Annotated in this window: 23 protein-coding genes; 2 read left to right on the top strand and 21 right to left on the bottom strand. The window is 33.1% G+C overall.

The annotated features are described in order from the left end of the window. Nucleotides 1-179 precede the first annotated feature (179 nt). From EP747_RS15875 to EP747_RS15835, 9 genes are all read right to left on the bottom strand, one after another. Nucleotides 180-995, bottom strand: coding sequence for a formate/nitrite transporter family protein (locus EP747_RS15875; RefSeq protein WP_129691093.1), 816 nt, complete (start codon nucleotides 993-995; stop codon nucleotides 180-182). 16 nt (nucleotides 996-1,011) lie between these two features. Continuing rightward, on the bottom strand, nucleotides 1,012-1,728 hold the full coding sequence (locus EP747_RS15870) for a sirohydrochlorin chelatase (protein WP_129691092.1): 717 nt from the start codon (nucleotides 1,726-1,728) through the stop codon (nucleotides 1,012-1,014). A 4-nt stretch (nucleotides 1,729-1,732) separates the two neighbouring features. Further along, nucleotides 1,733-3,157 carry a uroporphyrinogen-III C-methyltransferase gene (gene cobA, locus EP747_RS15865; RefSeq protein WP_129691091.1) on the bottom strand — a complete coding sequence of 475 codons (1,425 nt, stop codon included), beginning with the start codon at nucleotides 3,155-3,157 and terminating at the stop codon, nucleotides 1,733-1,735. 3 nt (nucleotides 3,158-3,160) lie between these two features. Next, nucleotides 3,161-3,478, bottom strand: a complete 318-nt coding sequence (gene nirD / locus EP747_RS15860; protein ID WP_129691090.1) for a nitrite reductase small subunit NirD — start codon at nucleotides 3,476-3,478, stop codon at nucleotides 3,161-3,163. Nucleotides 3,479-3,504: 26 nt separating this feature from the next. Then, nucleotides 3,505-5,904, bottom strand: a complete 2,400-nt coding sequence (nirB, locus tag EP747_RS15855; RefSeq protein WP_129691089.1) for a nitrite reductase large subunit NirB — start codon at nucleotides 5,902-5,904, stop codon at nucleotides 3,505-3,507. A gap of 222 nt (nucleotides 5,905-6,126) precedes the next feature. Continuing rightward, nucleotides 6,127-6,516, bottom strand: coding sequence for an iron chaperone (locus EP747_RS15850; protein WP_129691088.1), 390 nt, complete (start codon nucleotides 6,514-6,516; stop codon nucleotides 6,127-6,129). An 18-nt stretch (nucleotides 6,517-6,534) separates the two neighbouring features. Further along, nucleotides 6,535-7,773: an MFS transporter gene (locus EP747_RS15845; protein ID WP_205753836.1), complete on the bottom strand. Its 1,239-nt coding sequence runs from the start codon at nucleotides 7,771-7,773 to the stop codon at nucleotides 6,535-6,537. A 350-nt stretch (nucleotides 7,774-8,123) separates the two neighbouring features. Next, a complete protein-coding gene (locus tag EP747_RS15840) occupies nucleotides 8,124-9,746 on the bottom strand; it encodes a flavin-containing monooxygenase (RefSeq protein ID WP_129691086.1) in 1,623 nt (540 codons plus the stop codon). Nucleotides 9,747-9,800: 54 nt separating this feature from the next. Beyond that, a complete protein-coding gene (locus EP747_RS15835; protein WP_235832900.1) occupies nucleotides 9,801-10,751 on the bottom strand; it encodes an alpha/beta hydrolase in 951 nt (316 codons plus the stop codon). Nucleotides 10,752-10,894: 143 nt separating this feature from the next. Here EP747_RS15835 and EP747_RS15830 point away from each other — a divergent pair, with 143 nt between their 5' ends. Next, entirely contained in the window at nucleotides 10,895-11,590 is a 696-nt protein-coding gene (locus EP747_RS15830; RefSeq protein ID WP_129691085.1) for a response regulator transcription factor, read from the top strand. A gap of 622 nt (nucleotides 11,591-12,212) precedes the next feature. On the opposite strand, the gene EP747_RS25230 is transcribed toward EP747_RS15830, so the two are convergent. Next, nucleotides 12,213-12,890 carry a response regulator transcription factor gene (locus EP747_RS25230; protein ID WP_328590737.1) on the bottom strand — a complete coding sequence of 226 codons (678 nt, stop codon included), beginning with the start codon at nucleotides 12,888-12,890 and terminating at the stop codon, nucleotides 12,213-12,215. Between the two features lie 223 nt (nucleotides 12,891-13,113). On the opposite strand from EP747_RS25230, the gene EP747_RS15820 reads away from it, so the two are divergent. Then, a complete protein-coding gene (locus tag EP747_RS15820; RefSeq protein ID WP_129691084.1) occupies nucleotides 13,114-14,010 on the top strand; it encodes a LysR family transcriptional regulator in 897 nt (298 codons plus the stop codon). Nucleotides 14,011-14,067: 57 nt separating this feature from the next. On the opposite strand, the gene EP747_RS15815 is transcribed toward EP747_RS15820, so the two are convergent. From EP747_RS15815 to EP747_RS15765, 11 genes are all read right to left on the bottom strand, one after another. After that, nucleotides 14,068-14,496 (bottom strand): protein-tyrosine phosphatase family protein, encoded by a 429-nt coding sequence (locus tag EP747_RS15815; protein ID WP_129691083.1) that lies wholly within the window; start codon nucleotides 14,494-14,496, stop codon nucleotides 14,068-14,070. Nucleotides 14,497-14,529: 33 nt separating this feature from the next. After that, complete coding sequence (locus EP747_RS15810) at nucleotides 14,530-15,276, bottom strand: MBL fold metallo-hydrolase (RefSeq protein ID WP_129691082.1); 747 nt, start codon at nucleotides 15,274-15,276, stop codon at nucleotides 14,530-14,532. Between the two features lie 286 nt (nucleotides 15,277-15,562). Next, complete coding sequence (locus tag EP747_RS15805; protein WP_129691164.1) at nucleotides 15,563-17,113, bottom strand: acyl-CoA carboxylase subunit beta; 1,551 nt, start codon at nucleotides 17,111-17,113, stop codon at nucleotides 15,563-15,565. 4 nt (nucleotides 17,114-17,117) lie between these two features. Continuing rightward, nucleotides 17,118-17,558 (bottom strand): methylmalonyl-CoA epimerase, encoded by a 441-nt coding sequence (gene mce / locus EP747_RS15800; protein WP_129691081.1) that lies wholly within the window; start codon nucleotides 17,556-17,558, stop codon nucleotides 17,118-17,120. Beyond that, the gene (meaB, locus tag EP747_RS15795; RefSeq protein ID WP_129691080.1) at nucleotides 17,558-18,577 is read right to left on the bottom strand and encodes a methylmalonyl Co-A mutase-associated GTPase MeaB; all 1,020 of its coding nucleotides are present in this window, start codon (nucleotides 18,575-18,577) and stop codon (nucleotides 17,558-17,560) included. The genes mce and meaB overlap by 1 nt, the downstream gene beginning before the upstream one ends. After that, nucleotides 18,578-20,743 (bottom strand): methylmalonyl-CoA mutase, encoded by a 2,166-nt coding sequence (gene scpA / locus EP747_RS15790; protein ID WP_129691079.1) that lies wholly within the window; start codon nucleotides 20,741-20,743, stop codon nucleotides 18,578-18,580. Next, a complete protein-coding gene (locus EP747_RS15785) occupies nucleotides 20,740-22,839 on the bottom strand; it encodes a methylmalonyl-CoA mutase family protein (RefSeq protein WP_129691078.1) in 2,100 nt (699 codons plus the stop codon). The genes scpA and EP747_RS15785 overlap by 4 nt, the downstream gene beginning before the upstream one ends. 295 nt (nucleotides 22,840-23,134) lie before the next feature. Beyond that, nucleotides 23,135-24,103, bottom strand: a complete 969-nt coding sequence (locus EP747_RS15780; RefSeq protein WP_235832899.1) for a PDR/VanB family oxidoreductase — start codon at nucleotides 24,101-24,103, stop codon at nucleotides 23,135-23,137. Between the two features lie 6 nt (nucleotides 24,104-24,109). Continuing rightward, the gene (locus EP747_RS15775; protein ID WP_129691076.1) at nucleotides 24,110-24,598 is read right to left on the bottom strand and encodes a hypothetical protein; all 489 of its coding nucleotides are present in this window, start codon (nucleotides 24,596-24,598) and stop codon (nucleotides 24,110-24,112) included. Between the two features lie 6 nt (nucleotides 24,599-24,604). Next, nucleotides 24,605-25,555, bottom strand: coding sequence for a heme-dependent oxidative N-demethylase family protein (locus EP747_RS15770; RefSeq protein ID WP_129691075.1), 951 nt, complete (start codon nucleotides 25,553-25,555; stop codon nucleotides 24,605-24,607). Between the two features lie 366 nt (nucleotides 25,556-25,921). Continuing rightward, a complete protein-coding gene (locus EP747_RS15765; RefSeq protein ID WP_129691074.1) occupies nucleotides 25,922-26,218 on the bottom strand; it encodes a rhodanese-like domain-containing protein in 297 nt (98 codons plus the stop codon). Nucleotides 26,219-26,223: the final 5 nt, after the last annotated feature.

Genomic DNA, 26,223 nt, shown 5'->3' with positions numbered 1-26,223 from the left:
CATTTTCGTTAATTCTAGTATGTGTCATAGGTATTGTTATTCTTGTTGATTTAACAACAAAAGAAGAATAAAAAAAGAAAAAATCAACCATGAGTATATTTATATAGTAAAAAGAAACAACCTTTTTCGATTTTTGGTCTAAGGTTGTTTCCCTTACTTTTTATTTTTTCAAACGAAACTTAAGATGCTTTTTTATTTTCATTATATTTAGCATTTGAATATTTTTTATTTATTGCTTCCGAACTAGAAACCCAGTAAGCTGCTCCTACAAATAAACTACCGCCAATAATATTTCCAATTGTAACGGGTACAAGATTCGAAATCATTCCAGCTAATGTTACTGTTTCTGGATGTTTAATAAGTAATGAGATTGATAATAATGTCATGTTTGCAATACTATGCTCAAATCCTGAGGTAATAAATGCAAACAGACACCAAAATACCATGATTAATTTTCCTGTTTCTGATTTCATTTTAAATGAACACCAAAGAGCTAGACAGACAAGTATATTACAGAGAATTCCACGAACTAATAATTCCATAAATGGTGCATTCATTTTTGCTGTTGCAGCATTATTTATAAAATCTGCCACTCCATTAATTGCTAATCCTGAATAAGCAAATAACAAAGCCACAAGTACCGAGCTAAGTAAATTTCCTAAATAGCTATAGCCCCATACTTTCGTAGTATCAACCCAGTTAACCTTTTTTTCTAACATGCCTATAGACATAATCATATTATTTCCAGTAAATAAATCCGCTCCTGCCATAATGACTAAACTTAATGCAATTCCAAAGGAAACACCCATAATAATTTTCGTACCAGCAAAACCTGTTGGAGCGAGTAATCCACCAATCGTAAAGATTAAAATGATACCAAGTCCTACAAAAAATCCTGCCATCATTGTAGGGACCATATATCTAGATTTACTTGATTTAATTTGGTTTGTCTTAGATATAGCTGCATTCCCTATTGAATTAATAATTTCTTTCATATTGTTCACCCTATATTTAGATTTTAACCTTTTCATGTATCCGTTCTATAAGTGCTTGACTCATCAATTCATCAAATTGTAAATTCTCAAATAGATAAAATTTTTCATTTTCTACGGAAATTCGTCTTTTTATTTTTTCAAGAAGTAATCCTGTAAATAATAAATATGGCATAACATATATATTTTCAAATTCTTTACTCATTTTACTAATCATATATTCTAACCTAGGTTTACCCACTGTTAAAAAAGCTGTGCGAACTGGAATTTTCATTTGAGCTTCTACTGCATTTCCAATTTGTTCTAGCATTTCAATCGGCTCGGGGTCACTGCTTCCACGTCCTACTAATAAAATTACTGAGTTACTAGTTCCGTATGCTGCCCTTGCACGCTTGAATACAAGTTGAATCATTTTTTCATGAACACCAAATGGCTCAGTTATCTTAATATTTACATGTGGAAATAGTTTTAAAACAATATTCAATTCATCCGGAATATCGCGTTTATAATGTCCAGCTGCAAATAATAATACTGGTACAACTAAAATATTTCTCGCACCTTCTACTATAATTTTTTCCAAAGTTTGTTGAATAGTCGGATCCACTAATTCTAAAAACGCATATTCTTGTTTTTGAATAGGAATCTCTTTAAATATAGATTGAATAAAGTGTATAAATTGTTGATTACCTTCTTGCCTACGACTTCCGTGTCCAATATATACAACAGCATCAAACATTTTTTCACTTCCATTCACCTAGCATTAATTCCTTTTGTAATTCTTCATCAACTTTAGTAAACCCACATTTAAATGCATATTCCCTAACTGATTCACCAATATATGCAAATGGTAAATTCATTAAATCACTTTCCTTAGTATTCTTTAATTCTTTTATAAACCAATCAACAGATGAACGATTTGGAAAAATAATTGATTCCCATTTTGTTTCTTCAAGCATTCTTTGATTGATTACATCAAATCGAGAATCTGCAATATTTTCATGTGTAGCCAGAAATTGTGAGTTAGTTGGTAAAGGTATATCTTTGTCTACCGATCCCACAAAAACAGTTTTATTTTCATCACCACTAACTTTCTCAGCTAAAATTCCATACTTTTCAAGTTCCTTGCATGTTTTTGATGAAATATACTCAATTTGATTAGGAAGACTACGAACATCGAATTTAGATTTATACATATTTGTAAAAAATAATTGCACACTTTCTGGTGAACAAAAAACGATTTTTTCATGGCCTAGGGCATCAACTAATTGATCATGCTGAATTGGAAGTTGCACTGATTTAAGAGTAGGAAAAGCATAAACCTCAGCACCGTTTTCTGATAAATAAGTTTCTAATCCGTTCTTTTCGACTGATGCTGTTCCTTTAGCTAATAAAATTTTCCGACCAAAATAATTTTTCTTTTCAAACCAAGAAATCTTTGAGCGTAATTTGACAACATCTCCAATAATTGTCATAGCAGGATTTGTTATTTCTTCTTTCTCAATAACTGATACAATTGTTTCAATCGTTCCCTCTACGACTTTTTGTTTTCCAATTGTTCCCCATTGAATAACAGCTACTGGAGTATCCTTAGATTTACCATTCTTTATTAGGTGCGTACATATTTTAGGTAGATTACTTACCCCCATATAATAAGCAAGCGTATCCCCTAACTGATCAGAACAATTCGATTCAATAAGATCTTCATTTTCCATACATTTATGGCCTGTTCTTAAGGTAAAACTTGTACTATATTCTCTATGTGTAACTGGGATTCCAGCATATGCTGCTGCAGCAATGCTAGATGTAATTCCCGGAATAATTTCAAAAGGTATATCATGCTTTGAAGCTTCCTCTGCTTCTTCACCTACTCGACCAAAAACGGATGGATCTCCGCCTTTTAATCTAACGACATATTTTCCATCTTGGGCGATTGTTACTAAAGTTTGATTAATCATTTCTTGACGCATAATATGTCTGTCGGGGAGCTTCCCACAGTAAATGAACTCACAATTTTCATTAGCTTCACGAAGTAGCCTAGGATTAGCAAGTCGGTCATATAAAATAACTTCAGCTTCTCGTATACATTTCATTCCTTTTTCTGTTATTAATCCTAAATCCCCAGGTCCTGCACCTACAAATGAAATAAATCCAGATTTTTTTGTCATACGTTACACCGTAATATAAACAGAACCGTCGATTACATTGGTTTTATATGTTTTTACTATGCCATTATCTGGCTTTTGAACTTCGCCAGTTATTAAAGAAATTTTCCAATCTCGTAGAGGACAGAATACATATTCTCCTGAAACAATCCCTTCAGCAAGTGGACCATTTGTCCCAGGACACTTGCTTTCGATTGCACGAACATCTTCATTTGATAAACGGAATAATGCGATTGATTCCCCTTTTATAACGACTTCCTTTCCAATTTGAATTGGTAAAGAAGCTAGATCAATTATCTTAATTTTCTCCGTTGTTTTGGTCATTTTGATTGCTCCTCTCAATTTTGAAATTACTTTCTAATAACCTCATATAGTTCTAATTGATTGTTAAGTGCTTGTCCCCATGCTTCTTCGTATGTTGATTTTGCAAGATCAAATTTCTCTACTAAAGCATTTTCTTGTTCCTTGTTTAACAATACTTCTTTAATCAGTTCCACTCCAGTTCGCACTACCCATGGAGCAGTTCGTTCCCCGTAAATACCCGTTTCACGATAGAATTGAACATAAGCTTTTGCCATGTGAACTACTTCTTCTTCTGTTGTTACAGTCGTTAATAAATCGCATTCTCGAACTTCTGTTCCACCATTACCACCAATATATAACTGGAAACCATTTTCCACGCAGATTACTCCAAAGTCCTTAGTAAGCACTTCTGCGCAATTTCGAGGACATCCTGTAACACCCATTTTCATCTTGTGTGGAGTGTCAACCATTTCAATTGCTTTTTCTAATTGGATTCCTAAACCAAGTGAATCTTGTGTTCCAAATCGACAAAATCGATTACCGACGCACGACTTAACATTTCTAAGCGATTTTGAATAAGCATAACCTGAACGCATCCCTAATTCTTGCCATACTTTTGGTACGTCTTCTTTTTTAACACCATATAAACCAACACGGCTTGCACCGGTAACTTTTACTAAAGGTACGTTGAATTTATTTGCTACTTCACCAAGTTTAATTAATTCATCACCAGTCGTTACTCCCCCATACATTCGCGGTACGATTGAGAATGACCCATCTTTTTGAATATTTCCTTCCATTCTTTCATTAACGAAGCGTGATGATTTATCATCCTGATAATCATTTGGATACATCATTCTTAAATAATAATTTAGGGCTGGACGACATTTTGAACATCCTTCTTCATTTTCAAAACCTAATACAATACGAACCTCTCTAGGAGTTTGTAATCCTTTTTCTTCGATTTCATGTATTACTTCATCACGAGATAATGTTGTACATCCACACATACCAGGCTTTGCAGCATTAGGATCAAATGTATCACCTAATGTAGCTGCTAAAATACTTTCAACCATTCCTTTACATTTTCCACATGATGCGCCAGCCTTTGTGCAATTTTTCACATCTTCGAACGTAGTAAGCTCTTGTTCTAAAATTGATTGAACGATTGTGCCTTTCGTGACGCCATTACATCCACAAACTGTATCATTTGCACTCATTGTAAGAACAAAATCTTCACCAGTATCCTCACCTGATTTATGGAGAATAGATGCACTTGTATATTCTTTTATATTTGTTTCATTTTTCAACATGTTGAATAATCGATTTCCATCAGATGCATCACCATATAAAACTACTCCAACAACTTTTTCATCTTTCACGATTACTTTTTTGTATAATCCAGCAAATTGATCATTTACAATGATCGCTTGCATATCTTCTTCTTCATGAATTAATCCACCAGAAAATAAATCACAACCGGATACTTTTAACTGAGTTGATAAAATGCTTCCTTTATATCCGTTCGTTGAATTACCGGTCATATGATCAGCAAGCACAATCCCTTGTTCGTACAGCGGTGCTACTAGACCATAAGTAGTTCCGTTATGTTCAGCACATTCACCTACTGCATAAATTGATGGTTCTGATGTTTGCATAAAATCGTTAACAACTATTGCACGGTTTGCATCGATTCCTGCTTCTTTTGCTAATGAAATATTAGGTCTAATTCCTACTGCCATTACGACTAAATCACAATCTAATGAAGTTCCATCAGAAAAACTAATCCCTTCTACACGATTCGTTCCATTTATTGAAATCGTTTGTTTCTCCATTAAGAAATTCATGCCTTGAGCTTCTAAATCTTTTTTTAGCATTTTCGCAGCAGTTGCATCTAATTGTTGTTCCATTAAGGTAGGCAGTAGATGAACAACATGTACTTCCATTCCTCGATCAATTAAGCCTCTTGCTGCCTCTAAACCTAATAGGCCTCCCCCAATTACTACAGCCTTTTTATATTTTTTTGCATAATCTATCATTAATTCAGTATCTTGAATTGTTCGAAAACCGATTACTCCTTGTAGATCATTTCCTTGTATAGGGAGTATAAAGGCACTAGATCCAGTAGCTAAAATAAGCTCATCATATGAAATCGTTTTTCCTTTTTCTGTTTCAACTATTTTTTCTGTAGGAGATATTTTTGTAACTTTTTCGTTGGTAAGTAATGTAATTTGATTCTCTATATACCAATTCCAATCATTAATATTGATTTCATCGAAGGTTGTTTTTCCTTGTAATACATTTGATAACATGATCCTGTTATAGTTCGGATAAGGTTCATCTCCAATTATTGTGATCTCAAATAAACTTTTATTTCTTTTTAGAATTTCTTCTATGCAACGTACTCCTGCCATTCCATTACCTATCATCAATAATTTTCTTTTCATCTCTTATGTCCCCCAAATATAATTTGTGAATTTTTTCACAAATTTTACTAAAAAAAATCAACTTCATCATTCATTACTTGTTTTTCCTAACTAGATACAAGTTTAGTATAATGGATAAAGGAATATAATACTGAAAAATATTTGACAAAATTTTGAACAAAATGATCAGTCCTTTTTACTAAAAAACCTCCAAAGCTAAAATTAGCCTCAGAGGTTATGAACTTATTTTTTCTTTTTTAATTTTTCTTCAGCTTTTTTAATATCCTCAAGTTCTCTATACTTTACAATCTTTTTTATCAAATCAAATGGAAGTGGATCGTTTATCGGAAATTGTACAGATCCTTTAGCACCTTTATAAACTGATAATTCTTGTTTAAATGCCGCAATCCCACTAGCTCCTGGGTAAAATCCAATATGATTTTTAAATGCAGCAAAATGTACTAAATTTTTATTTAGCGCAAAAGTAGGCATTTGATAACTAATTCTCTCTACAGCATTTGGTACAACTTCTTTAACAATCTTTCTTAAAGCTTGTAATTTTTCCTGAACATCAGGCTGAAATTGTGAAATATATTCATCAATCGATTCAAATGTTTTTTTAGTATTTTCCATAAATTCTCCTTTAACAAATTATCCTGCTTTTTCTGTTTTGTCTCCAGAAAGTGAATTAATTCTTCTAAGTGAAGGGAATAAATACATCCAAAGTCCAGCAACTAATATCGTTCCAAGCCCTCCTACAAATGCAGCTGGTATGGCCCCAATTAATCCAGCCATCGTTCCAGATTCAAATTCCCCGAGCTGATTTGAAGTTCCAATAAATAGCGAATTTACTGCATTTACTCGGCCTCTCATATCATCCGGTGTCTGTAGCTGAACAAGAGAAGAACGTATTACTACGCTGACCACATCTGAAGCTCCAATAATAAATAATGCAATTAATGAGATGACTAAGTTTGTTGAAATTGCAAATAGCATTGTTGCCAATCCAAAAATACCTAACGCTTCAAATAATATCGGACCATATGATCTTTTAAGTGGAAAATAAGCTAATATTAGAGACATTATTAATGCTCCAACAGCTGGTGCAGTACGCATCAGACCTAAGCCCCAAGCTCCAGTGTGTAAAATATCTTGCGCATAAATTGGTAAAAGTGCTGTAGCTCCTCCGAGTAAAACGGCAAATAAATCAAGTGAAATAGTTCCTAAAATGATTGGGTGCTTATAAACAAATTCTAACCCCATCAGCATTGTTCGTAAAGTTACTGGCTCTGATTTAGGGATAAATTGACTATCTAATTTAATAAAAAATGTTAGGATTGATGAAAGTAATAAAGCAATTGCTGACGTTGCATAAACGTATGCTGGTCCTACTGAAAATAATACACCACCAAGAGATGGTCCTAGTATTTGTGCTGTTTGACCCGCAGATGTACTCCAAGAAATAGCTTGTTGTAAAATAGATTTTGGCACAACTTGAGGTAATAATGCCGAAGAAGCAGGTCCTTCAAATGATCGGCATGCACCGAGTATAAATGCAGCAATTAATATTTCCTCTCTGCTAAGCCAATTAGCAAAATTACCATATAAAAGAAGTCCTGCAATTAAAGCTTCTATCATTTGGCATATGAAAACAATTTTCCGACGATCAACTCTGTCAGCAACTTGACCAACTACTAAAGTAAGTAAGACCATTGGAATAAATTGTGCCAAACCTACTAGACCTAGACTAAACGCGTCATGTGTCAAATCATACATTTGCCATCCAATTGCTACCGATAGCATCTGAAATGAAGTAGAAGTAAACATTCGTGAGACCCAAAAATTCGTAAATGAAGTCCCTTTAAAGATAGATTTTTTTGATGCAGACAAATTCAAACTCTCCCCTTTTTAACTCTAACAAATAGCAATTTGAATATTTATACTATTGATGAAATTTAAATACATATCATTATACTATTTTGAGTCTGAAATTGTGGATTAATTCAACTTACATTAAATGAATTTTAATAATTGGAGTGCTGTATTATATTTCTACTCCAACTATTTATGAGTAGGTTATTTTCATCTTTTTGCTTTTTTACTTACTCATGAACACCTTAGGACTCACGAAAATTTTATGAGTAGTAATTTATTATTTTTCAATATTGACTATGTTATATTTCAACACGTTGAAAAACACTTCTCCATATAAAGAAGTGTTTTTTAGAGTTGTAATCTAATTAATGAACTGCGGTTGAAGTTAAAACAAAACCTTTATATCCATTTGTAGCTATTTCATCGCATTTTTTACGATATACCCCTACACCTCCAAGGTAAATTTGAAATCCTCGTGGTTTTCCTTTAATATTTGCCCCGGTGTACCATGAATCTGTTTTTGTAAATAGTGTTGCCTCTGCAACTTCTCTACAATGTCGGCTCCATTCATTCTCTGCATCAACATTAGCTTCAATCACATCAATTTCATTCGTACGTAAGAACTGAATACAATCTGCAATCCATTCTACATGTTGCTCGATTGAAACTGGCATGTTGCTAAGTACTGAAGGACTTTCAGGCCCAGTAATCATAAACATATTAGGGAAGCCAGCATTAGCAATTCCAAGATATGTTCTTGTTTGTGCACCTCCGTCCCATTTTTCTTTCAAACTAACTCCATCTTTTCCTTTAATATCAATCTTCATCAATGGTCCAGTCATTCCATCATACCCAGTAGCAAATACAATCACATCTAATTCATATTCATTGTTTTTAGTTTTCAACCCATTAGGTGTAATTGATTCAATTGAATCGTTCTTGACATCAACTAAAGATACGTTTTCACGATTGTATGTTTCGTAATAATTTGTATCAATAATTGGACGTTTTGTACCAAAGTAATAGTATGGCATTAACTTTTTGGCAACTTCTGAATCATGTACAATTTCACTAATTTTTGATCTTATAAATTCAGCAACTGTCCCATTTGCTCTTTCATCTATTGAAATATCATTGAAGGATCCAAAAAGTCCCAGTCCACCATTTTTCCAAATATTTTCATATATTTGATTTCTTTCTTGTGGATTAACCTCTAACGCAGAGTGTGTAGGTGGTACAGTCGGTTGACCAGCGATAGATTCTCTCATTTGTTTTTTTATATCTTTAAAGTTTGCTTTAGTTTTTCGTATATATTCCGGATCATAAGGGTGATTTCTTGCTGGTGCACTGTATTGTGGTGTACGCTGGAATACTGTCAGATGACCAGCATGCTGTGCAATAACCGGAATCGCTTGTACACCGCTAGATCCGGTTCCAATAATTCCAACACGTTTACCTTTAAAATCAACTTCTTTATTTCGTGGCCAGTGACCTGTATGATACCATTCACCTTTGAAGGATTCGATTCCTTTGAAGTTAGGTACATTTGCCGCTGATAAACAACCGACTCCAGTTATAAAATATTTAGCCGTTACAATCGTATGATCATCTAAATGAATCTTCCATATATTATTTTTCTCATCGTAATGGGCAGATTGAACCCTTGTATTAAATTGAATATCTGAACGTAAATCAAATTTATCTGCCACAAAATTTAAATATCTTAAAATTTCAGGTTGCTCAGGATACCTAGACGTCCAAGTCCATTCATTATATAACTCTTCTGAAAATGTATAATTATAGTAAACACTTTCTGAATCACATCTTGCTCCTGGATAACGATTCCAAAACCAAGTTCCTCCTACACCTTCACCTGCTTCATATACACGAACCGAGAGTCCATCCTCTCGTAAGCGATGAAGCATATACAGCCCCGAAAAACCAGCACCAATTACAACTGCATCATAGTGTTGAATGTTAGTTTTCATTTCATATCCTCCTTCTATAAATAAATTTATTTTTATTTTTTTAAAGTCTATAATTTACCTTTTATTTAAAACTGTTTGATCCACTTTATTTAAAAACTCATCAATTCGATTGATTGACTCTTCAATTCGCTCATGAAACACTGCCATATTTGTAAAGTATCCATGAACTAGACCTTGTTCACAATGCATCTCTACATTTACTCCTGCATCTCTTAAACGTTTACCATATTCATTTCCCTCATCTCGAAGTACATCATTTTCCGCAGTAATAATTAGAGCAGGAGGTAAGTTAGATAAATCTTCAGCTAAAAGTGGTGAAACATATTTATTTCTAGCATCTTCTTTGGAATTTATATAATGATTTCCAAACCAAATCATTAAATCTCGATCAAGTCCATAGCCTTCTTGGAAATCTAAATATGATTTTGAATCATATGTTAAAGCGGTAACTGGATAAACTAGCACTTGTGCTACAACTTTTGGTCCGTTTTGATCTTTGGCAGCTTGAGAAACTACCGCAGCAAGATTCCCTCCTGCACTATCACCGCCAACGACTATATTGGAAGCGTTTCCATTACAGTCTTTAGCATGTTCACTTACCCAATTTAATGCAGCAAGCGAGTCTTCAAATGGGATTGGAAACTTGTATTCTGGAGCAAGTCGATAATCTACTGAAACAACGATTCTTTTCGTACGGTTAGCAAGCATCCTACAACTGGCATCTGAGGTTTCTAAGTCCCCTATTACCCAACCGCCACCATGGTAATATACAAATACTGGTAAAGGACCTTCACCTTCAGGAGTGTAAATTCTGATTTTAATTGATTCATCTTGTCCGACTTCAATTAGTTTATCTTCAACATTCGCTAATGGAGCAAGTTCTAATTCAACCGGTGGAGCATTAGCAAACATTTCTCTTACAGCCTCCGGTTCCATTTTGTGAATCGCTGGCATTTGATTAAACATCTCCACATACGCTTTTGCTTTTGGATCTAAATTAGCCAATATACCTCTTCCTTTCAGAGTGAATTTTAATTTACTTTCGTGAACCTATATCTCAAAAAGCCTATCTAAAGAATATAATTTTTAGTATAATTAGAATATTCCTAATTTTGAATATATAATATCCCTAAAAAGGAGATGATAACGTGGTTTCTGACTATACCATTCAAGAACATATTCGAAAACTTGAAGTTAGTACAAGTCATGAAGAACATATGTACAATGTTCTTGATATCTATATAAATCTTTTTCCTGTTCGAAATGCTTATTTATTTAGATATTCTCCTTTTGGATTTTTAGGTGAAGGCATTATTTTGATTACGAATGATGGATTATCACATATACGTGAGATAAGAGATGATATTCGTTCGCTCCCGATCATCTTTTCAGCAATTTGTGAGAGAAAAGCAAAGTTTTGTTCAGGGATTGAATATTTAAAACAAACGAGTAGTAAGTATATCTTCCCTTCTAGTGTCAACTCTATGATTGCTGTACCAATCTGTTTTGGATCAGTAGTTGTTGGTTATATTTGTTCATCCGAATTTAAAGATGCACTGAAAATGGATGATAAACTACTCTCTTCATTTACATACTATGGTAAGTTAATTGGTAAATTTTTAGAAAATACAACTGGGTCATACCATTCGATAAATTTAAGTAATAGAGAATTAGAGGTAATGAAACGAATTGCTTGGGGCGAAAGCACAAAAGAAATGGCAGATTCCATGAATATTAGTGAATTTACAGTAAAACAATATGTGAAATCCGCAATAAAAAAACTTGGTGCTAACAATCGCTCTCATGCTGTTGGTGAATTAATTCGAAAAGGAATTATTTCTTAAATTATGAAAGCGCTTTTAAACCTAAAAAAATACTAATCCTTTTATGTAAAAGATTAGTGTCACGCTGTTGAAAAACAATCTTGTCAATTAATTACCAAATTTTCGTAAAAGGAGTTTAGTGAGGTTGATTTCCACTACAGGATGCTCGCTTTCCATGGGGCGAGACCTGAGCCTCCTCGGCGCCGCCTGCTAAGGTCTCAGCCTTCCCGCATTTCCCATAGGAGTCGAGCATCCTTCCGTTCCAATCAACTTATTCATCAAAAAAATAATATATTAAATACCTAATCAAATAGCCTTTACTAAGAGAAAAATAACAGTTCTTTATTAATCAGTTTGTAGGTCAATTAATATCGAACACTAATTTATAAACTAATCTATTGAACTTGTTTTTCTAAAATTAGCTCATGATATTTTTAACTTCTGAAAAAAACATTACTAGTGTTTGTTAGAATTATAAAATTGCTCAAACTTATTAACATTTAAAACCATTGAAAGATCATCCAAAAATGATAAATTAATCATTAATAATATTCACTTAATGTTCGTTTTCCCTATTGCCCGTTTTATATTTCAACACTCTGACACTAATCCTTTTTTGTAAAAGATTAGTATCATTTTTTACTTAATCAAGCGAAATCCAATTATTTTTTAATGCAAAAATCACAGCATTTAATCTGTCAGATACCTGTAATTTTTGGATTATATTTGAAACATGATTTTTAACAGTTTTACTCGAAATAAATAATTCAGATCCTATTTGAATATTGGAATATCCTTGAGCTAGAAGTTGTAAAATTTCAATTTCTCTTTTCGTCAAAAGATTAATCATAGCTTCATAATCAAGTTCTTTCTTTTTCATTCCATTCTCAAGAAGACGTGTGTTTTCTTGAATGATTAAATTTGTCAATCTTGAATCTAAGAAGAATTGGCCATTTTGAACTTGTCTTACAATATATAATAAATATTCCTCATCAATGTCAGTTAAGCAAATTCCATTTACTCCAAGTTTCATCAAACTCTCTATTTCTTTATAATCTATGTCATTTTTTATGATTACTATTTTAATGTTCTGATTACGTAACTTTAAAAGCTGAGATTTTATTCCCATCTCTTCATTTTTCACATGACAAATAAAAAATGTTTCATTTAAATCGCTTGTATTAATTTCATGGAAATCTATTTTTCTAGCATCCAGATTATGATGTACTAAAATTGTACATATTCCTGATACAAAAAGAGTATTTTCTACAAAAATAAATGTTTTATTTTCGTGGTGATTAAACTCATTGTTATTAAACATTTTATTCCCAACTTTCAACAGTAACTAGATTCAATTACTGATATTTCATTGCCTAATCCTAATTATTCCTATAAAATTATATGGAATTAAGTAGTATTTTACATCGTTTACGAAAGAAATTATATTTCATATATGTTAAGCTATTGTTAAGTAATACTTAACAATGTAATGCATTTAAATATATTAAACTATTGATAGGATGTTTTTATATTAGGAGGTTAATATGAACTTTGAACAACTAGAATATGTTGTAAGTATCGCGAATGAGAAGTCGATTTCAAAGGCAGCGAAAAAATTGCATATATCTCCTTCTGGGGTTAGTCAAGCCATTAGTCAACTTGAAAGAGAGTTAGAAATAAATATATTTAATCGTTCTAGAGGAGGAATTACTTTAACTTTTGAGGGAGAGTTAGTATTATCTAGGTCGATTGAAATTTTAAATAATTTAAAAGAATTAAAAGAACAGCTTTCGGATTTTAAGGAAACTAGAGTAAAACATATGAAAATTGCATGTGCACCTACTTTTACTTATACAATTCACGATGTTTTAAAAAAATACTCTGGTAATAACAATGGAGCAACGATTGAATTAATTGAACAAGGTACACCTCAGATCATTAACAATTTAGCAAAAGAAGACTATGACTTAGCGTTAGTTGTATCTTCAAAAGCGGAATTAGAAAAGGAAAATAATATTAATTTTGAATTTTTAAGTAAAGGAAATGTTTGCATTTTAGTAGGTAAAAATTCTCCTTTATATGAATTAGATTATGTCACATCTGAAGAATTACTCTATCAAAAAGTTATAATGTATAATGTTTCTAATAAAAATTTTCTACAATTAGCTAAAAAATTTAAAAATGAGATCGTTCTTAAATCAAATCGTACAATGACACTTATTGAAATTATTAAAGAGGGACGCGTATTTACATTTGTGCATAATACTACTTTAAAATATTTTCCAGAAGTATTAAGCGGCGAATTAAAAATAATCCCAGTTAAAGAAACAGATTATATTTATCAGGACTTTTGGGTAATATCTCCAAATACCAAAGAAAATACAAGTGAAAAAAATGAATTCATAAAGTGTGTAAAAGATCATTTAAATGGTATTTCTTAATAAAAAACGCTAAATGATACAAAACAAATTTGTATAATTAGCGTTTTTTATTTTTATTTAAGCATTAGGAAAAATCTTTTTTAAGGATTCCTTCATATCAGGATTCGATTTAATTGTTGGACGTATTGATCTAGCCATTTCTTCAGCTTTTTCAATTGTTTCTGCTTTGTTTAGTGCAATTAATGCTCCTATTGCCACTGTACCTGCACGTGTATTACCACCACCACAATGGAAATACACTTTTTGATCATTTTGATAAGCTTCTACCACATGATCAATCGCTCTTTTAAGTGTTTCTGCTTGTTCTTCTTTATCATCAACAATCGGACTATGTACACGGTTAATTTGAGGGTCAACCTCATAATTTTTTACTCTCAGATCAAAAACAATATCTGCATTTTCGTTTTTCATCATGTCTTTAACGTCATCTGCCCCACCGAAAAAGACACGATCTTTTATTAATTCTTGATAGTTCTTGTTGCTCATATTTTTGCCTCCATAAACGATTTTTTAATATTTTTATTGAATGATTTCAATTAATCTTTCTTTTACATTCCCTTCAAATAAGCCACCATGATAACAAATCACTTTTTCAATATCAAATGACAATAAAGACTCAAGTGATTTTATCGATTGTTCAATATTATAAGTGTATTGTGGGTTTGAAGGATTTAATTGACCATTTTCAATCATTAGCGCATCTCCTGCAACTAATGTTTTCGACTCTTTATGATAAAAACTTATATGTCCTGGTGTATGTCCAGCAGTGTCAATTACAATAATACCACCACAAATTGCCAAATCATTTCCTGGTGTAACAATATGGTTAACTTTACCTTTCGGTGGATTTTCTAATCTGTTTTTAAATGCTTTTCGAAATTCATCTGTTGTATCGGCTGGCAATGAAGCTACAGCTTTCTCAATTTTTTCTGGGGTAATTTTAATTAGTAACTTTTCACCTTGAATATAAGGTTTTTCTATCTCACTCGCATAGACTTCAATTTGGTTAGTAGACTCTTCTACGATCGCAGAAAGACTTCCAATATGATCAATATCTTGATGAGTAATCAGTATTTTATTAAGTTTTTCAAAAGATACTTCAACAGTTTCAAAGCAGTTTTGAAATTCGTTTAATTGTCCTGGATAACCTGTATCAATTAATACGACATCTTCGTCATCCCAAATTAATGTTGGATGAATTGTATTAGTCATACCATTTGAATTCATCGTAATGCTTAACATTTGGATCTTACTTCTACCAAGCATAAAATCACTCCCGGACTATATTGTGTAATCATTTCCAAGTACTATCGTACCGATTATAGCCCATCCAGTCAACATAAAAATATTATATTATAACATAAATATTTATGTTTGTCAATATATTGGTTGATTTATTAAAATGTAATTTTTAACATTTTCTCACAAAAAAACTAGATATACTAATCTTTCAGTATATCTAGTCATTCTGTCGTAATATGGACTTGTCGACTAAAATATTCACAGTAGAGGAAGTTTAGTGACGTTGATTTCCATTACAATTCCCTAATTTTTAAAGTGGTATATTTCCATGTTTCTTCTTAGGTCGTGTTTCACTTTTAGTTCTTAACATATCTAATGATTGTTTTAAGACTTTACGTGTTTCTCTTGGATCAATAACATCATCGACCATGCCGTGAGAAGCTGCTACATATGGATTTGCAAACATTTCTCTATATTCTGAAATTTTTTCAGCACGAGTTGCAATTGGATCGATACTTTGATTAATTTCTTTTGCAAAGATAATATTCGCTGCCCCTTCTGGTCCCATTACGGCGATTTCTGCATTTGGCCAAGCGTATACTACATCTGCACCAATAGCTTTAGAATTCATTGCTACGTATGCCCCACCATATGCTTTTCTTAAGATTACCGTAATTTTTGGAACTGTAGCTTCTGAATATGCATATAAAATTTTAGCTCCATGACGAATAATTCCACCATGCTCCTGGTTTACACCTGGGAAGAAACCTGTTACATCTTCAAATGTAATTAAAGGAATATTAAATGAATCACAGAAACGGATAAATCTTGAAAGTTTATCTGAAGAATTAATGTCAAGACCACCTGCCATTACTTTTGGCTGATTTGCTATGATTCCAACACTATGTCCATCAATTCGACCAAATCCGATAACGATGTTCTTTGCAAAGTTTGGTTGTACTTCCATGAAGTCTCCATTATCAAGAATTTGCTCAATTACTTTTCTTACATCGTAAACTTTCGTAGATTCGATCGGAACTAAGTCAATTAGATCTTCTCTCCAATCATCTTTTTCGAAGAATGGAACTCCTTCTGGTTTTTCATTATTATTTTGAGGTAAAAAGCTGATTAATCTGCGTACTTGTTCTAATATTTCTGGTTCTGATTCTTCGGTGAAATGTGCTACTCCGCTAATCGAAGAATGAACTTTTGCCCCACCAAGATTTTCCGTCGAAATTTTTTCTCCAGTAATTGTTTCAATTACTTTCGGACCTGTAATAAACATTTGGCTTGTCTTTTCAACCATAAAAACAAAATCAGTAATTGCTGGTGAATAGACCGCTCCACCTGCACATGGACCCATTATGACAGATATTTGCGGAATAACGCCAGAATAAATCGAATTACGATAAAATACATGACCGTAACCGTCTAAAGAAACTACTCCTTCTTGTATTCTTGCACCACCAGAATCGTTTAAACCTATAATCGGAGCACCTACTTTTGCAGCTAAGTCCATAGCTTTCGCAATTTTTAGAGCATGCATTTCACCTAATGCTCCACCAAATACTGTAAAATCTTGTGCAAAAACATATATTAAACGTCCATGTACTTTACCGTAACCTGTGACAACACCTTCACCCGGACTATCCATTTTATCCATTCCAAAATTCGTAGCACGATGTTTAATAAAAGGATTTAATTCGACAAAAGTATCTTCATCTAATAAAAGATTAATACGTTCTCTAGCAGTTAATTTCCCTCTATTATGCTGTGAATCTATTCGCTCATCTCCACCGCCTAGTTCAATGACTCTCTTTCGATCCATTAATTCATTAATTTTCTCATACGCTGTCGTCATAACTTTATTCAACTTCCTTTCTGGAAACACTTGATGATGGTTGGCAAAGCTCAAACAATACTTTATTCGTTGAATTTGGATGAAGGAAAGCAACTAGGCTATCGTGCGCACCCTTTTTTGGAACTTCATTTATTAGTTTAATTCCGTGTTCTTTCACAATTTCAAGCTGTTTCTCACAGTTCTCTGTTTCTAATGCAATATGGTGAATTCCTTCGCCTTTTTTCTCAATAAACTTTGCAATTGGGCTTTCTGGACTAGTTGCTTCTAAAAGCTCAATTTTCACTTCACCGATTTCGATAAATGCTACTCGTACTTTTTCACTTTCAACTGTTTCAATTCCTTTAAGTTTTAAGCCAAGTACATTTGTATACAATTGAATAGAAGTCTCTAAATCTCTTACTGCAATTCCAATATGATTAATTTTTTTAGGACTAGTCTCATGCATTACAATGTCTCCTTCCTATTACCTTCAAAAATGGATAATAAATAGTTTGCAGCTGAAGTTGCTGTTAATTCTCCATTTACAATTGAGCTTTCAATCGTTTTTAAATTTAGTTTCACACATTCATGATTCATAAAACTTAGTTTCAACTGTTCAAAAACCATGTTGTACATCCAATCAATCATTTGTTTTTGACGGCGCAAAGAAAAATAGCCAGACTCAATTGTTAGATCTTTAAAAGCATTAATTTCACTCCATATTTCTTCAATACCTTCACCAAGTAACGCGGAAGCTGTATATGCTTTACTAGACCAACCGGGAGTTGAAGGCTGTAATAAGTGAAGTATTCGATTAAATTCAGCCTTAGCCGCATTGGCTTTTAATTTGTTTTGTCCATCGGCTTTATTGATAACAATTGAATCTGCAAGTTCCATGATGCCTTTTTTAATTCCTTGTAGCTCATCTCCTGCTCCAGTTAGCATGACTAATAGAAAAAAATCTACCATTGAACGAACTTGTACTTCACTTTGTCCCACACCGACAGTTTCGATTAAAATTACGTCATAGCCTGCTGCTTCGCAAACTAGCATAGATTCTCGTGTTTTACGTGCAATCCCACCAAGAGAACCACCTGATGCTGAAGGCCTTATAAATGCATTAGGATTCTTTGAAAGTGAATCCATTCTTGTTTTGTCTCCTAAAATACTACCTTTTGTAATTGTGCTACTTGGATCGATTGTTAAAACGGCTACTTTATGTCCTTGTTCACACAAATATGTTCCAAAGCTTTCTATTAAACTACTTTTACCGGCTCCTGGAACCCCAGTTATTCCAATCCGGATCGAACGACCTGAATGAGGAAGTAACCTCGTCAACACATTTTGTGCAGAATTCATATGTGCTGACGAATTACTTTCTATAAGGGTAATTGTTTGGGCTAAAATAGTTCGATTGCCTTCAAGTACTCCATTTACATAGTCGTCTTCTGAAAGCTTTTTCTTTCTTTTGTTTTCGTGATCCATTTAAATCGAATCCTCAAGTCGGCGATTAATTTCTTCAATAACCTTTTGTGCCGCAACTGGGATAACAGTACCTGGTCCGAAGATTGCTGCAGCTCCATTCTTCAATAAAAACTCATAGTCCCCTGCTGGTATTACCCCTCCAGCAACAAGAACAATGTCCTGTCGATCTAGTTTTTTTAACTCTTCCATTAATTGTGGAAGTAGCGTTTTATGCCCTCCTGCTAAAGAGCTCATCCCGATAACGTGAACATCATTTTCAACTGCTTGAAGTGCCGTTTCCGCTGGCGTTTGGAATAAAGGACCGATATCTACATCAAAGCCTAAATCAGCAAATGCTGTTGCGATTACTTTCGCTCCACGATCATGACCGTCTTGTCCTAGTTTAGCGATCATAATTCGAGGACGACGACCTTCTTTCTCTTCAAAATCATCAGCCATTTTACGTACAATCTCTATTTCATCTTTTTCACCGTATTCGGCACTGTAAACGCCCATAATCGAACGAATAACAGCTTTATGTCTACCTACTACTTTTTCATAAGCATCCGAAATTTCACCTAATGTTGCACGAGCTCTTGCAGCCTCAATTGCAAGCGCTAACAAATTACCTTCCCCAGACTCCGCTGCCTCAGTAATTGCTGCTAATGCTGCCTGAACTTTAGCTTCATCTCTAGATGCTCGAAGCTCTTGTAATCTCATAATTTGTGCTTGTCGAACTGCAGTATTGTCGACTTCTAAAACATCTAATGGATCTTCTTTTTCAAGGCGATATTTATTAACGCCAATAATTGTTTCTTTACCTGAATCAATGTGTGCTTGACGTCTTGCTGCGGCTTCTTCGATTCTCATCTTTGGTAAACCAGTTTCAATCGCTTTTGCCATACCACCTAATGATTCAACCTCTTGAATATGTGCCCATGCTTTTTGAACTAATTCATTTGTTAAAGATTCAACGTAATATGAACCTCCCCAAGGGTCCACTACATTACAAATTCCTGTTTCTTCTTGTAAATAAAGCTGCGTATTACGGGCAATACGAGCAGAGAAATCCGTTGGTAATGCAATTGCTTCATCTAAAGCATTCGTATGAAGTGATTGAGTATGTCCTAATACAGCAGCCATCGCTTCAATACAAGTACGAGTCACATTATTGAATGGATCTTGCTCTGTTAAACTCCAACCAGATGTTTGTGAATGCGTTCTTAGCGCCATTGATTTTTCTTTTTTTGGATCAAATGATTTTATCAATTTAGCCCAAAGTAAACGTGCTGCTCTCATTTTTGCGATTTCCATGAAATAGTTCATTCCGATTCCCCAGAAAAATGATAAGCGAGGAGCAAACGAATCAATGTCTATTCCAGCTTTTAAACCTGTTCGAACATATTCCAATCCATTTGCCAAAGTATAGCCTAATTCAATATCTGCAGTTGCCCCTGCTTCTTGCATATGGTAACCAGATATACTGATGCTGTTGAATTTAGGCATATGTTGTGAAGTATAAGAAAAAATATCAGCAATAATACGCATTGATGCTTCAGGTGGGTAAATATAAGTATTTCTCACCATATATTCTTTCAAAATATCGTTTTGAATCGTTCCTGTAAGCTGTGATTGATGTACCCCTTGTTCCTCAGCAGCAACAATATAAAATGCTAAAACGGGAAGTACTGCACCATTCATTGTCATTGAAACTGACATTTTATCTAAAGGAATACCATCAAATAAAATTTTCATATCAAGAATTGAATCGATTGCAACCCCTGCTTTTCCAACATCCCCTTCAACACGAGGATGATCTGAATCATATCCACGATGTGTCGCTAAATCAAAAGCGATAGATAAACCTTTTTGACCAGCAGCTAAATTTCTTCGATAAAATGCATTACTCTCTTCTGCAGTTGAAAAGCCGGCGTATTGACGAATTGTCCAAGGTTTGTTTATATACATCGCAGGGTATGGTCCACGTAAAAACGGAGCAATTCCAGAAACGTAACCTAAGTGTTCCATCTGATTAAGATCAGTTGAATCATATAATGGCTTTACATCTATTTGTTCTAAAGTTTTCCAATCATCATGATTTACTTGCATCTGTTTAGGAGGTGCTATATTTGGTGCTGAAAATGTTGTATTAAATGGCATCTTTGTAAAGTCTGTTAGTTTGTTCATTTCGTAATCCCTCCATCCTTTTGAAGATTTTGTAACTTCTCGAAATTATTTACATTGATATGAATAAAATCATCAATTCCAACTTCTTTGTATAAATTCATATCATCTATTGACGGCTTTCCTGCTAAAAGTACTTTTGCATTCGGATTAATTTTCTTAATCTGATTTGTTATAGAAGGTACAATTTCTGAATATTGATCATCAGTTGAACAAATGACAACAATAGTCGATTCTGTATTTTTAAATGAATCGATTATTTCATCAATGGATGCAAAGCCTTTATTTTGTAGCACCTTAAATCCTCCAACTTCAAAGAAATCAGTAACAAAGTCAGTTCGAGGTTTATATGCTCCAACTTGTCCAAAATTTGCTACAAATACAGTTGGAAATTCACCTGTACTATTTTTATAGCTTTGAGAATTTTGACGTAATGATTCATAGGGTTTTGCACCACGATGTATATTTAATTGATTAACTCTAGGAAGTTCTGAGTCTACTAAATTCATTGCATTTAAAATGTTCATTATTGATGCACCATTATTTGCTGCATCAATAATATCTTCAATTGAACAACCACTTTGTAATACGAAATGTTCTGAACTGTCCTCGAAGTTTTCTTTATTCCCTTCAACTTCTTTACAATCCAATTCTTTTTTCTCTAGCCCGGTTTCATTAAGATTTGGATAAATATTAGTCCCAATAAATTTATCTTTTCTATTTTTTATGTTGCTCGATTTTTCTTCTGCAACCTGTTTAACTAGTGCTTGAGGGAAACCTTCTTGTATGGCCTTAACCATTCCACCTTTTTCTTCAATCTTTTGGAATAGTTCCCATGCCTTTTCAGCCAAGGAGTAAGTAAGTGATTCAATATACCAAGAACCACCAGCTGGATCAGCGACTTTCGATAAATTTGATTCTTTTTCAAGAATTAAATGTGTATTTCTCGCAATACGTCTAGAAAACTCATCAGATGATTTAATTGATTCATCGAATGGGGAAACATGAAGTGAGTCAGATCCTCCAATTACACCTGCAAAAGCTTCAACAGTTCCTCTAAGTATATTTACATAAGGATCATAAATCGTTTTCGTCCATGCAGATGTACGAGAATGAATGTTCATTTTTTGTGAAGCTTCATTACCACCTAATTCTTTCATAATTCTTGCCCAAATCATTCTAGCTGCTCTTAATTTTGCGATTTCCATAAAGAAGTTCGATCCAATAGAAAACGAGAAAAGTATTTTCGTCGCTGCATCATCAAGCGGAATTTGTTGGTTATCCATTTCACGTAGATACTCTAAACCAGTTGAAATAGCAAATGCTAATTCTTGCACTGCGTTTCCTCCAGCATCGTGATAAGGATGTGACTGCACTAAAATATTTCTTAAATTTGCTGTATGATTAACCGACCATCTTGTGATCTCAGCCATCATTTTGTAAGCATTTTCAAGAGAATACGGAAGTGTCCCTTCTTTCACTAAATTACTGATCGGATCCATTCCAATAAAGCCATTTATTTTATTAAAATCGTAATTTTGTTGTTGCAAATATGCGATAAATGAACCAAAAAACGCTTGCCCGCCGTTAACTGTTTCAATATATAAAGGAACTTCCTCTAAATTTATATTTTGAAAGGCTATTCTAAAATCATGAATAGATTTTAAGATTAACCCTTTATTTAAATTATTATTTGTACTATTTGTTTCTAAAGATTCGTTAAGTTGAATCTTTAACATCGTTTGACCTTTGTCTAAATCATGTTTTGCAACACGGTTGAACTTCACTGGCGAAGAGCAATCTAATTCCTGACTAATTTCCCATGACTTTTCTAGATAGCCTTGTTCACTTGTTCCTCTAACGAATGGAAATACTCCTGGTTGTGCATTTAAATAAGGATAGTTAGCGATATCTTCTTTGCCATACATCGGCTTCAAAATTATTTCTTCATATGTTTTTGTTACAAGCTTTTCCTCAATAGTGGCTCCTTTTAAGGATTTTTCAACAACATCTCTCCACTCTTGTACAGTAGGCTTTGGAAATTCAGCAAATAAATTCTCTTCCAAGTTATGGTTCGAAGTTTTTGTATTTTCTGACATGTATAAAGCCACTCCTTTCTTTGTCTCTTAATTTAATAAGATGTAAAAATAAATTAGATCATCGAATTTATCTATGTAATAAAGTCGATTTTTCTTTTCATTAAGAATATAAATGCAAAGAATAATTAAAATTTCGACAAACGCTTTCAAAAATCCTCTAAAATTATGAAAATTACGTATTTTTTAAATCCTCTTATTTATAAATATATTTTGATAATAATTTTTTTAAAAAAAGCATAAAAATAAAACAGCTAGTCTACCAATTAAATGGGTAGTCTAGCTGTTTTATTAAAATTTATATTTCAAGGATTATTTGATTTGATTTTGCCCTAGAGACACAGGTTAAAATCATTTTATTGCTTTTTCTTTGATCCTCATCCAATAAAAAGTCGTGATGCTCAATTTGGCCATCGATTACATTTACTTCGCATGTCCCACACCTACCAACTCTACAGGAATATGGTACTTTTAAGCCCTCATCGAGTAAAACATCTAGTAAAGTTTTATCAACGGGAACTTGTTTTGTAGTACCATTCGCCAGTCTTACCTCAAAAGGTCTAGAGTTAGCCAATAATTGTGGTGTAAAAACCTCAATATGGACACTTGATTTCGGATAGCCAAATGCATAAGCTGATTCATTAAATTGAGAAATAAACCGATTAGGACCACAAAAATATACATGAGTTCCGATTGAATGGTCTAAAAGCGTTTCAACTTTTATTCGACTAGAATTAAGCTCTTTCGTAAAGTAAAAAGTAGTTTCTTCTTTATAATATTCATTTAAAAAGTCATGAAATGCACTACTTGACTTTGTTGCCGAAGTATAGTGTAGTTCAAAAGACTTATTTTTACTTTTTAATTCTTTCATCATCGATAAAAATGGCGTTATGCCAATTCCCGCTGCATAAAACACATGATGTTTCGCTCTTGAACTTAATGGAAAATGATTTTTTGGATAGCTAATCCGTAGTCGATCACCTACTTTAATTTGTTCATGCCAATATTTTGAACCGCCCTTTGATTCCGAACTTAAATGAATGGCAATTTTATAAGTGTTATCAATAAGTGAATGATGAACTAAAGAATAAGGTCTGCAAATAATCTCATTTTCTGCAGCAACATATGTATTAATATGAGAACCTCCACTAAAAGTTGGAAGATTAAATTCGTCAATTGGAATAAAACTAAATTCTTTAACCTGTTGTGTTATTTGCTTTATTTCATTAACACGAACTAGTATCGTATTCTCAATCAATACATTCACTCCCATCTACAATTTAGCGATGTTTCCTAAATATGCGTCATAATGGACCGAATAATGATCAGAAACTGAAAGTAATAAATGACAGTTTTGACACTGAATTTCTTTACCAATTTCTAAATTTTTTAATTCAGTTAAACTATGACAACGACAACAAAAAACCTTCGAGTTCAGTTCACCATAACCAACATATTGTACTTCATCTTCAAAAAATCCAACATCTTCTATAATTGGCCGTAAATTTTTAAGCTCTTCTTTACTTAGTGCTATATATAAATAGCTACCCATTTTCTGACTTTGTAACCAAGTTTTGATATTATTTTGCAATTGTTCTGGACTTGAATCAAATCCGATGAAGACAAAATCAAAAGAATAATTCTTCTCAAGTAACTTTTCTAAAATTGGCTGGATTAACGGCCTCCCTCTATGATTCGAACAGATTAAATATTTTCTTTTTCCATCTATAAAACTAGCTTCTTCAACTATTAAATTATTCATCGCATTCTACCCAACTTCATCAAGTTTATTTTTTAAGTATGTTATTACTTCTTTTTTATATGAAGAGATTCCTTTATAATCTAAAATGAAATCCGGCAATTCACATAGAATTTTATAAAATTGCTCTAACCATTCCTTATTGAAGGCTAATTGCTCTAGTGGTAATAAGTGAGTATGAATCGTAAATAGGAGCCCATTACTAGCAGCCAACCTAAATAACTTTTGAACTTCAACGCGTAAGTGAACAAATTTCCCAACATTATCAGTTGTAACTTTTTGTCTATCTTTACCCCATTGATCGTATGTTTCTAATGAAGTATCTAGTCTTTTCCCTGCCATTAGTGACCAATTTTTACGAGTCCACGGTGCACCTTGTTCAATATTTTTTAAGAAACGAAGAATTCGATCATCCAATGATTTTTCACTAAACATAGGGATCGGCTGATGAATCTCTTTAAATCTCATTCCTAATTTAAAAGAAAGTGACCAATTAGAAGGAAAACAGAGATGTCCAGCATCTAAAAATAAATCGCCATCTCGTTGACTCATATAAATTAAATCTTCTTGTACATGTCTACCTATGAAATTCAAAGGCTTTCCTAAAACAGAAGTTCGATCCCCAAAGCTAAATTGTTCCTCCTCCATCAGAAGCTTATTATAAATAGTCCAATATTCATGACCCTTATGAACTTCAAAATAGTTTGGATAATACCTTATTAAATGATCTAAAACTAATTCTACAATTTCCCATTGCCCTTCAAAACTAGTAGGAAGTGCTTGATAACAATGGCTAGGTGAATTGTGTAGCAAACTTCTTTTTAATTTTATTTCATTCTCATATTTTGGAGTAATCTCGATGCTTACAGGTGGATCTAATAGAATAGAATTATTAGAGTAACGATAAATGTCCTCTTTAAACGGATACGGAAAGCTTTCTAATTCATTAACTTGATTCATCTGAACACCCTTTATAGTAGATTAAAAGTAAATCGTTCAAATTAGTTAAACTAGACAAAGATAAGTATACTAATAACTTCTGTGTTTTTTCTACATTAGATTTTAATTAATTATAAGAATATTCTGTTTTTTATGTCAATAGCTAGTCCGATTTATTGTGCATTTTAATAGAAAGTTTACGAAAGAATCATTTATGAGAAGTTTATTTTATTTTTTGGTTTTTTACTTACTCATGAACCCTTTATGCATACGTACTTTCATCTTTTTGCGTTTTCTCCAACTAATAACCCTGAGTATGTTACTTTCTTTCAATACATATAAAAAAAATTGCTTATATTCTTTTATAAGCAATTTTGATCATATCGTTTATTCAATTTCTCCTGTCCAAGCAAGCATACCGCCAGTCATATTCACGACATTAAATCCATGACTTTCTAAAAACTGTACTGCTCGGCTACTTCTGCCACCAGCATGACATACAACGATGTATTCATTATTTTTATCTAGATCAGCCATGCGAAATTCGATTAAACCAAGTGGAATATGTGTCGCACCTGGGATCATTCCGTTTGCTACTTCATCAACTTCGCGAACATCAATTATATTAACGGTATTTCCATTCTTTAATAGATCTTCAAGTTTTTCTGCTGTAATTTCTCTCATTAATT

The sequence above is a fragment of the Gottfriedia acidiceleris genome, from assembly GCF_004138285.1.
In the GTDB taxonomy this organism is placed as follows: domain Bacteria; phylum Bacillota; class Bacilli; order Bacillales; family Bacillaceae_G; genus Gottfriedia; species Gottfriedia acidiceleris_A.
The sequence above is the reverse complement of the archived record's forward strand: the minus strand, read 5'-3'. Positions and strand labels throughout refer to the sequence as shown.

Bases quoted from the DNA above. Each gene is read 5' to 3' on its own strand.
- EP747_RS15875 (WP_129691093.1), bottom strand. From the start codon at position 995: ATGAAAGAAATTATTAATTCAATAGGGAATGCAGCTATATCTAAGACA.
- EP747_RS15870 (WP_129691092.1), bottom strand. From the start codon at position 1,728: ATGTTTGATGCTGTTGTATATATTGGACACGGAAGTCGTAGGCAAGAA.
- cobA (WP_129691091.1), bottom strand. From the start codon at position 3,157: ATGACAAAAAAATCTGGATTTATTTCATTTGTAGGTGCAGGACCTGGG.
- nirD (WP_129691090.1), bottom strand. From the start codon at position 3,478: ATGACCAAAACAACGGAGAAAATTAAGATAATTGATCTAGCTTCTTTA.
- nirB (WP_129691089.1), bottom strand. From the start codon at position 5,904: ATGAAAAGAAAATTATTGATGATAGGTAATGGAATGGCAGGAGTACGT.
- EP747_RS15850 (WP_129691088.1), bottom strand. From the start codon at position 6,516: ATGGAAAATACTAAAAAAACATTTGAATCGATTGATGAATATATTTCA.
- EP747_RS15840 (WP_129691086.1), bottom strand. From the start codon at position 9,746: ATGAAAACTAACATTCAACACTATGATGCAGTTGTAATTGGTGCTGGT.
- EP747_RS25230 (WP_328590737.1), bottom strand. From the start codon at position 12,890: ATGTTTAATAACAATGAGTTTAATCACCACGAAAATAAAACATTTATT.
- EP747_RS15820 (WP_129691084.1), top strand. From the start codon at position 13,114: ATGAACTTTGAACAACTAGAATATGTTGTAAGTATCGCGAATGAGAAG.
- EP747_RS15815 (WP_129691083.1), bottom strand. From the start codon at position 14,496: ATGAGCAACAAGAACTATCAAGAATTAATAAAAGATCGTGTCTTTTTC.
- EP747_RS15810 (WP_129691082.1), bottom strand. From the start codon at position 15,276: ATGCTTGGTAGAAGTAAGATCCAAATGTTAAGCATTACGATGAATTCA.
- EP747_RS15805 (WP_129691164.1), bottom strand. From the start codon at position 17,113: ATGACGACAGCGTATGAGAAAATTAATGAATTAATGGATCGAAAGAGA.
- mce (WP_129691081.1), bottom strand. From the start codon at position 17,558: ATGCATGAGACTAGTCCTAAAAAAATTAATCATATTGGAATTGCAGTA.
- meaB (WP_129691080.1), bottom strand. From the start codon at position 18,577: ATGGATCACGAAAACAAAAGAAAGAAAAAGCTTTCAGAAGACGACTAT.
- scpA (WP_129691079.1), bottom strand. From the start codon at position 20,743: ATGAACAAACTAACAGACTTTACAAAGATGCCATTTAATACAACATTT.
- EP747_RS15785 (WP_129691078.1), bottom strand. From the start codon at position 22,839: ATGTCAGAAAATACAAAAACTTCGAACCATAACTTGGAAGAGAATTTA.
- EP747_RS15775 (WP_129691076.1), bottom strand. From the start codon at position 24,598: ATGAATAATTTAATAGTTGAAGAAGCTAGTTTTATAGATGGAAAAAGA.
- EP747_RS15770 (WP_129691075.1), bottom strand. From the start codon at position 25,555: ATGAATCAAGTTAATGAATTAGAAAGCTTTCCGTATCCGTTTAAAGAG.
- EP747_RS15765 (WP_129691074.1), bottom strand. From the start codon at position 26,218: ATGAGAGAAATTACAGCAGAAAAACTTGAAGATCTATTAAAGAATGGA.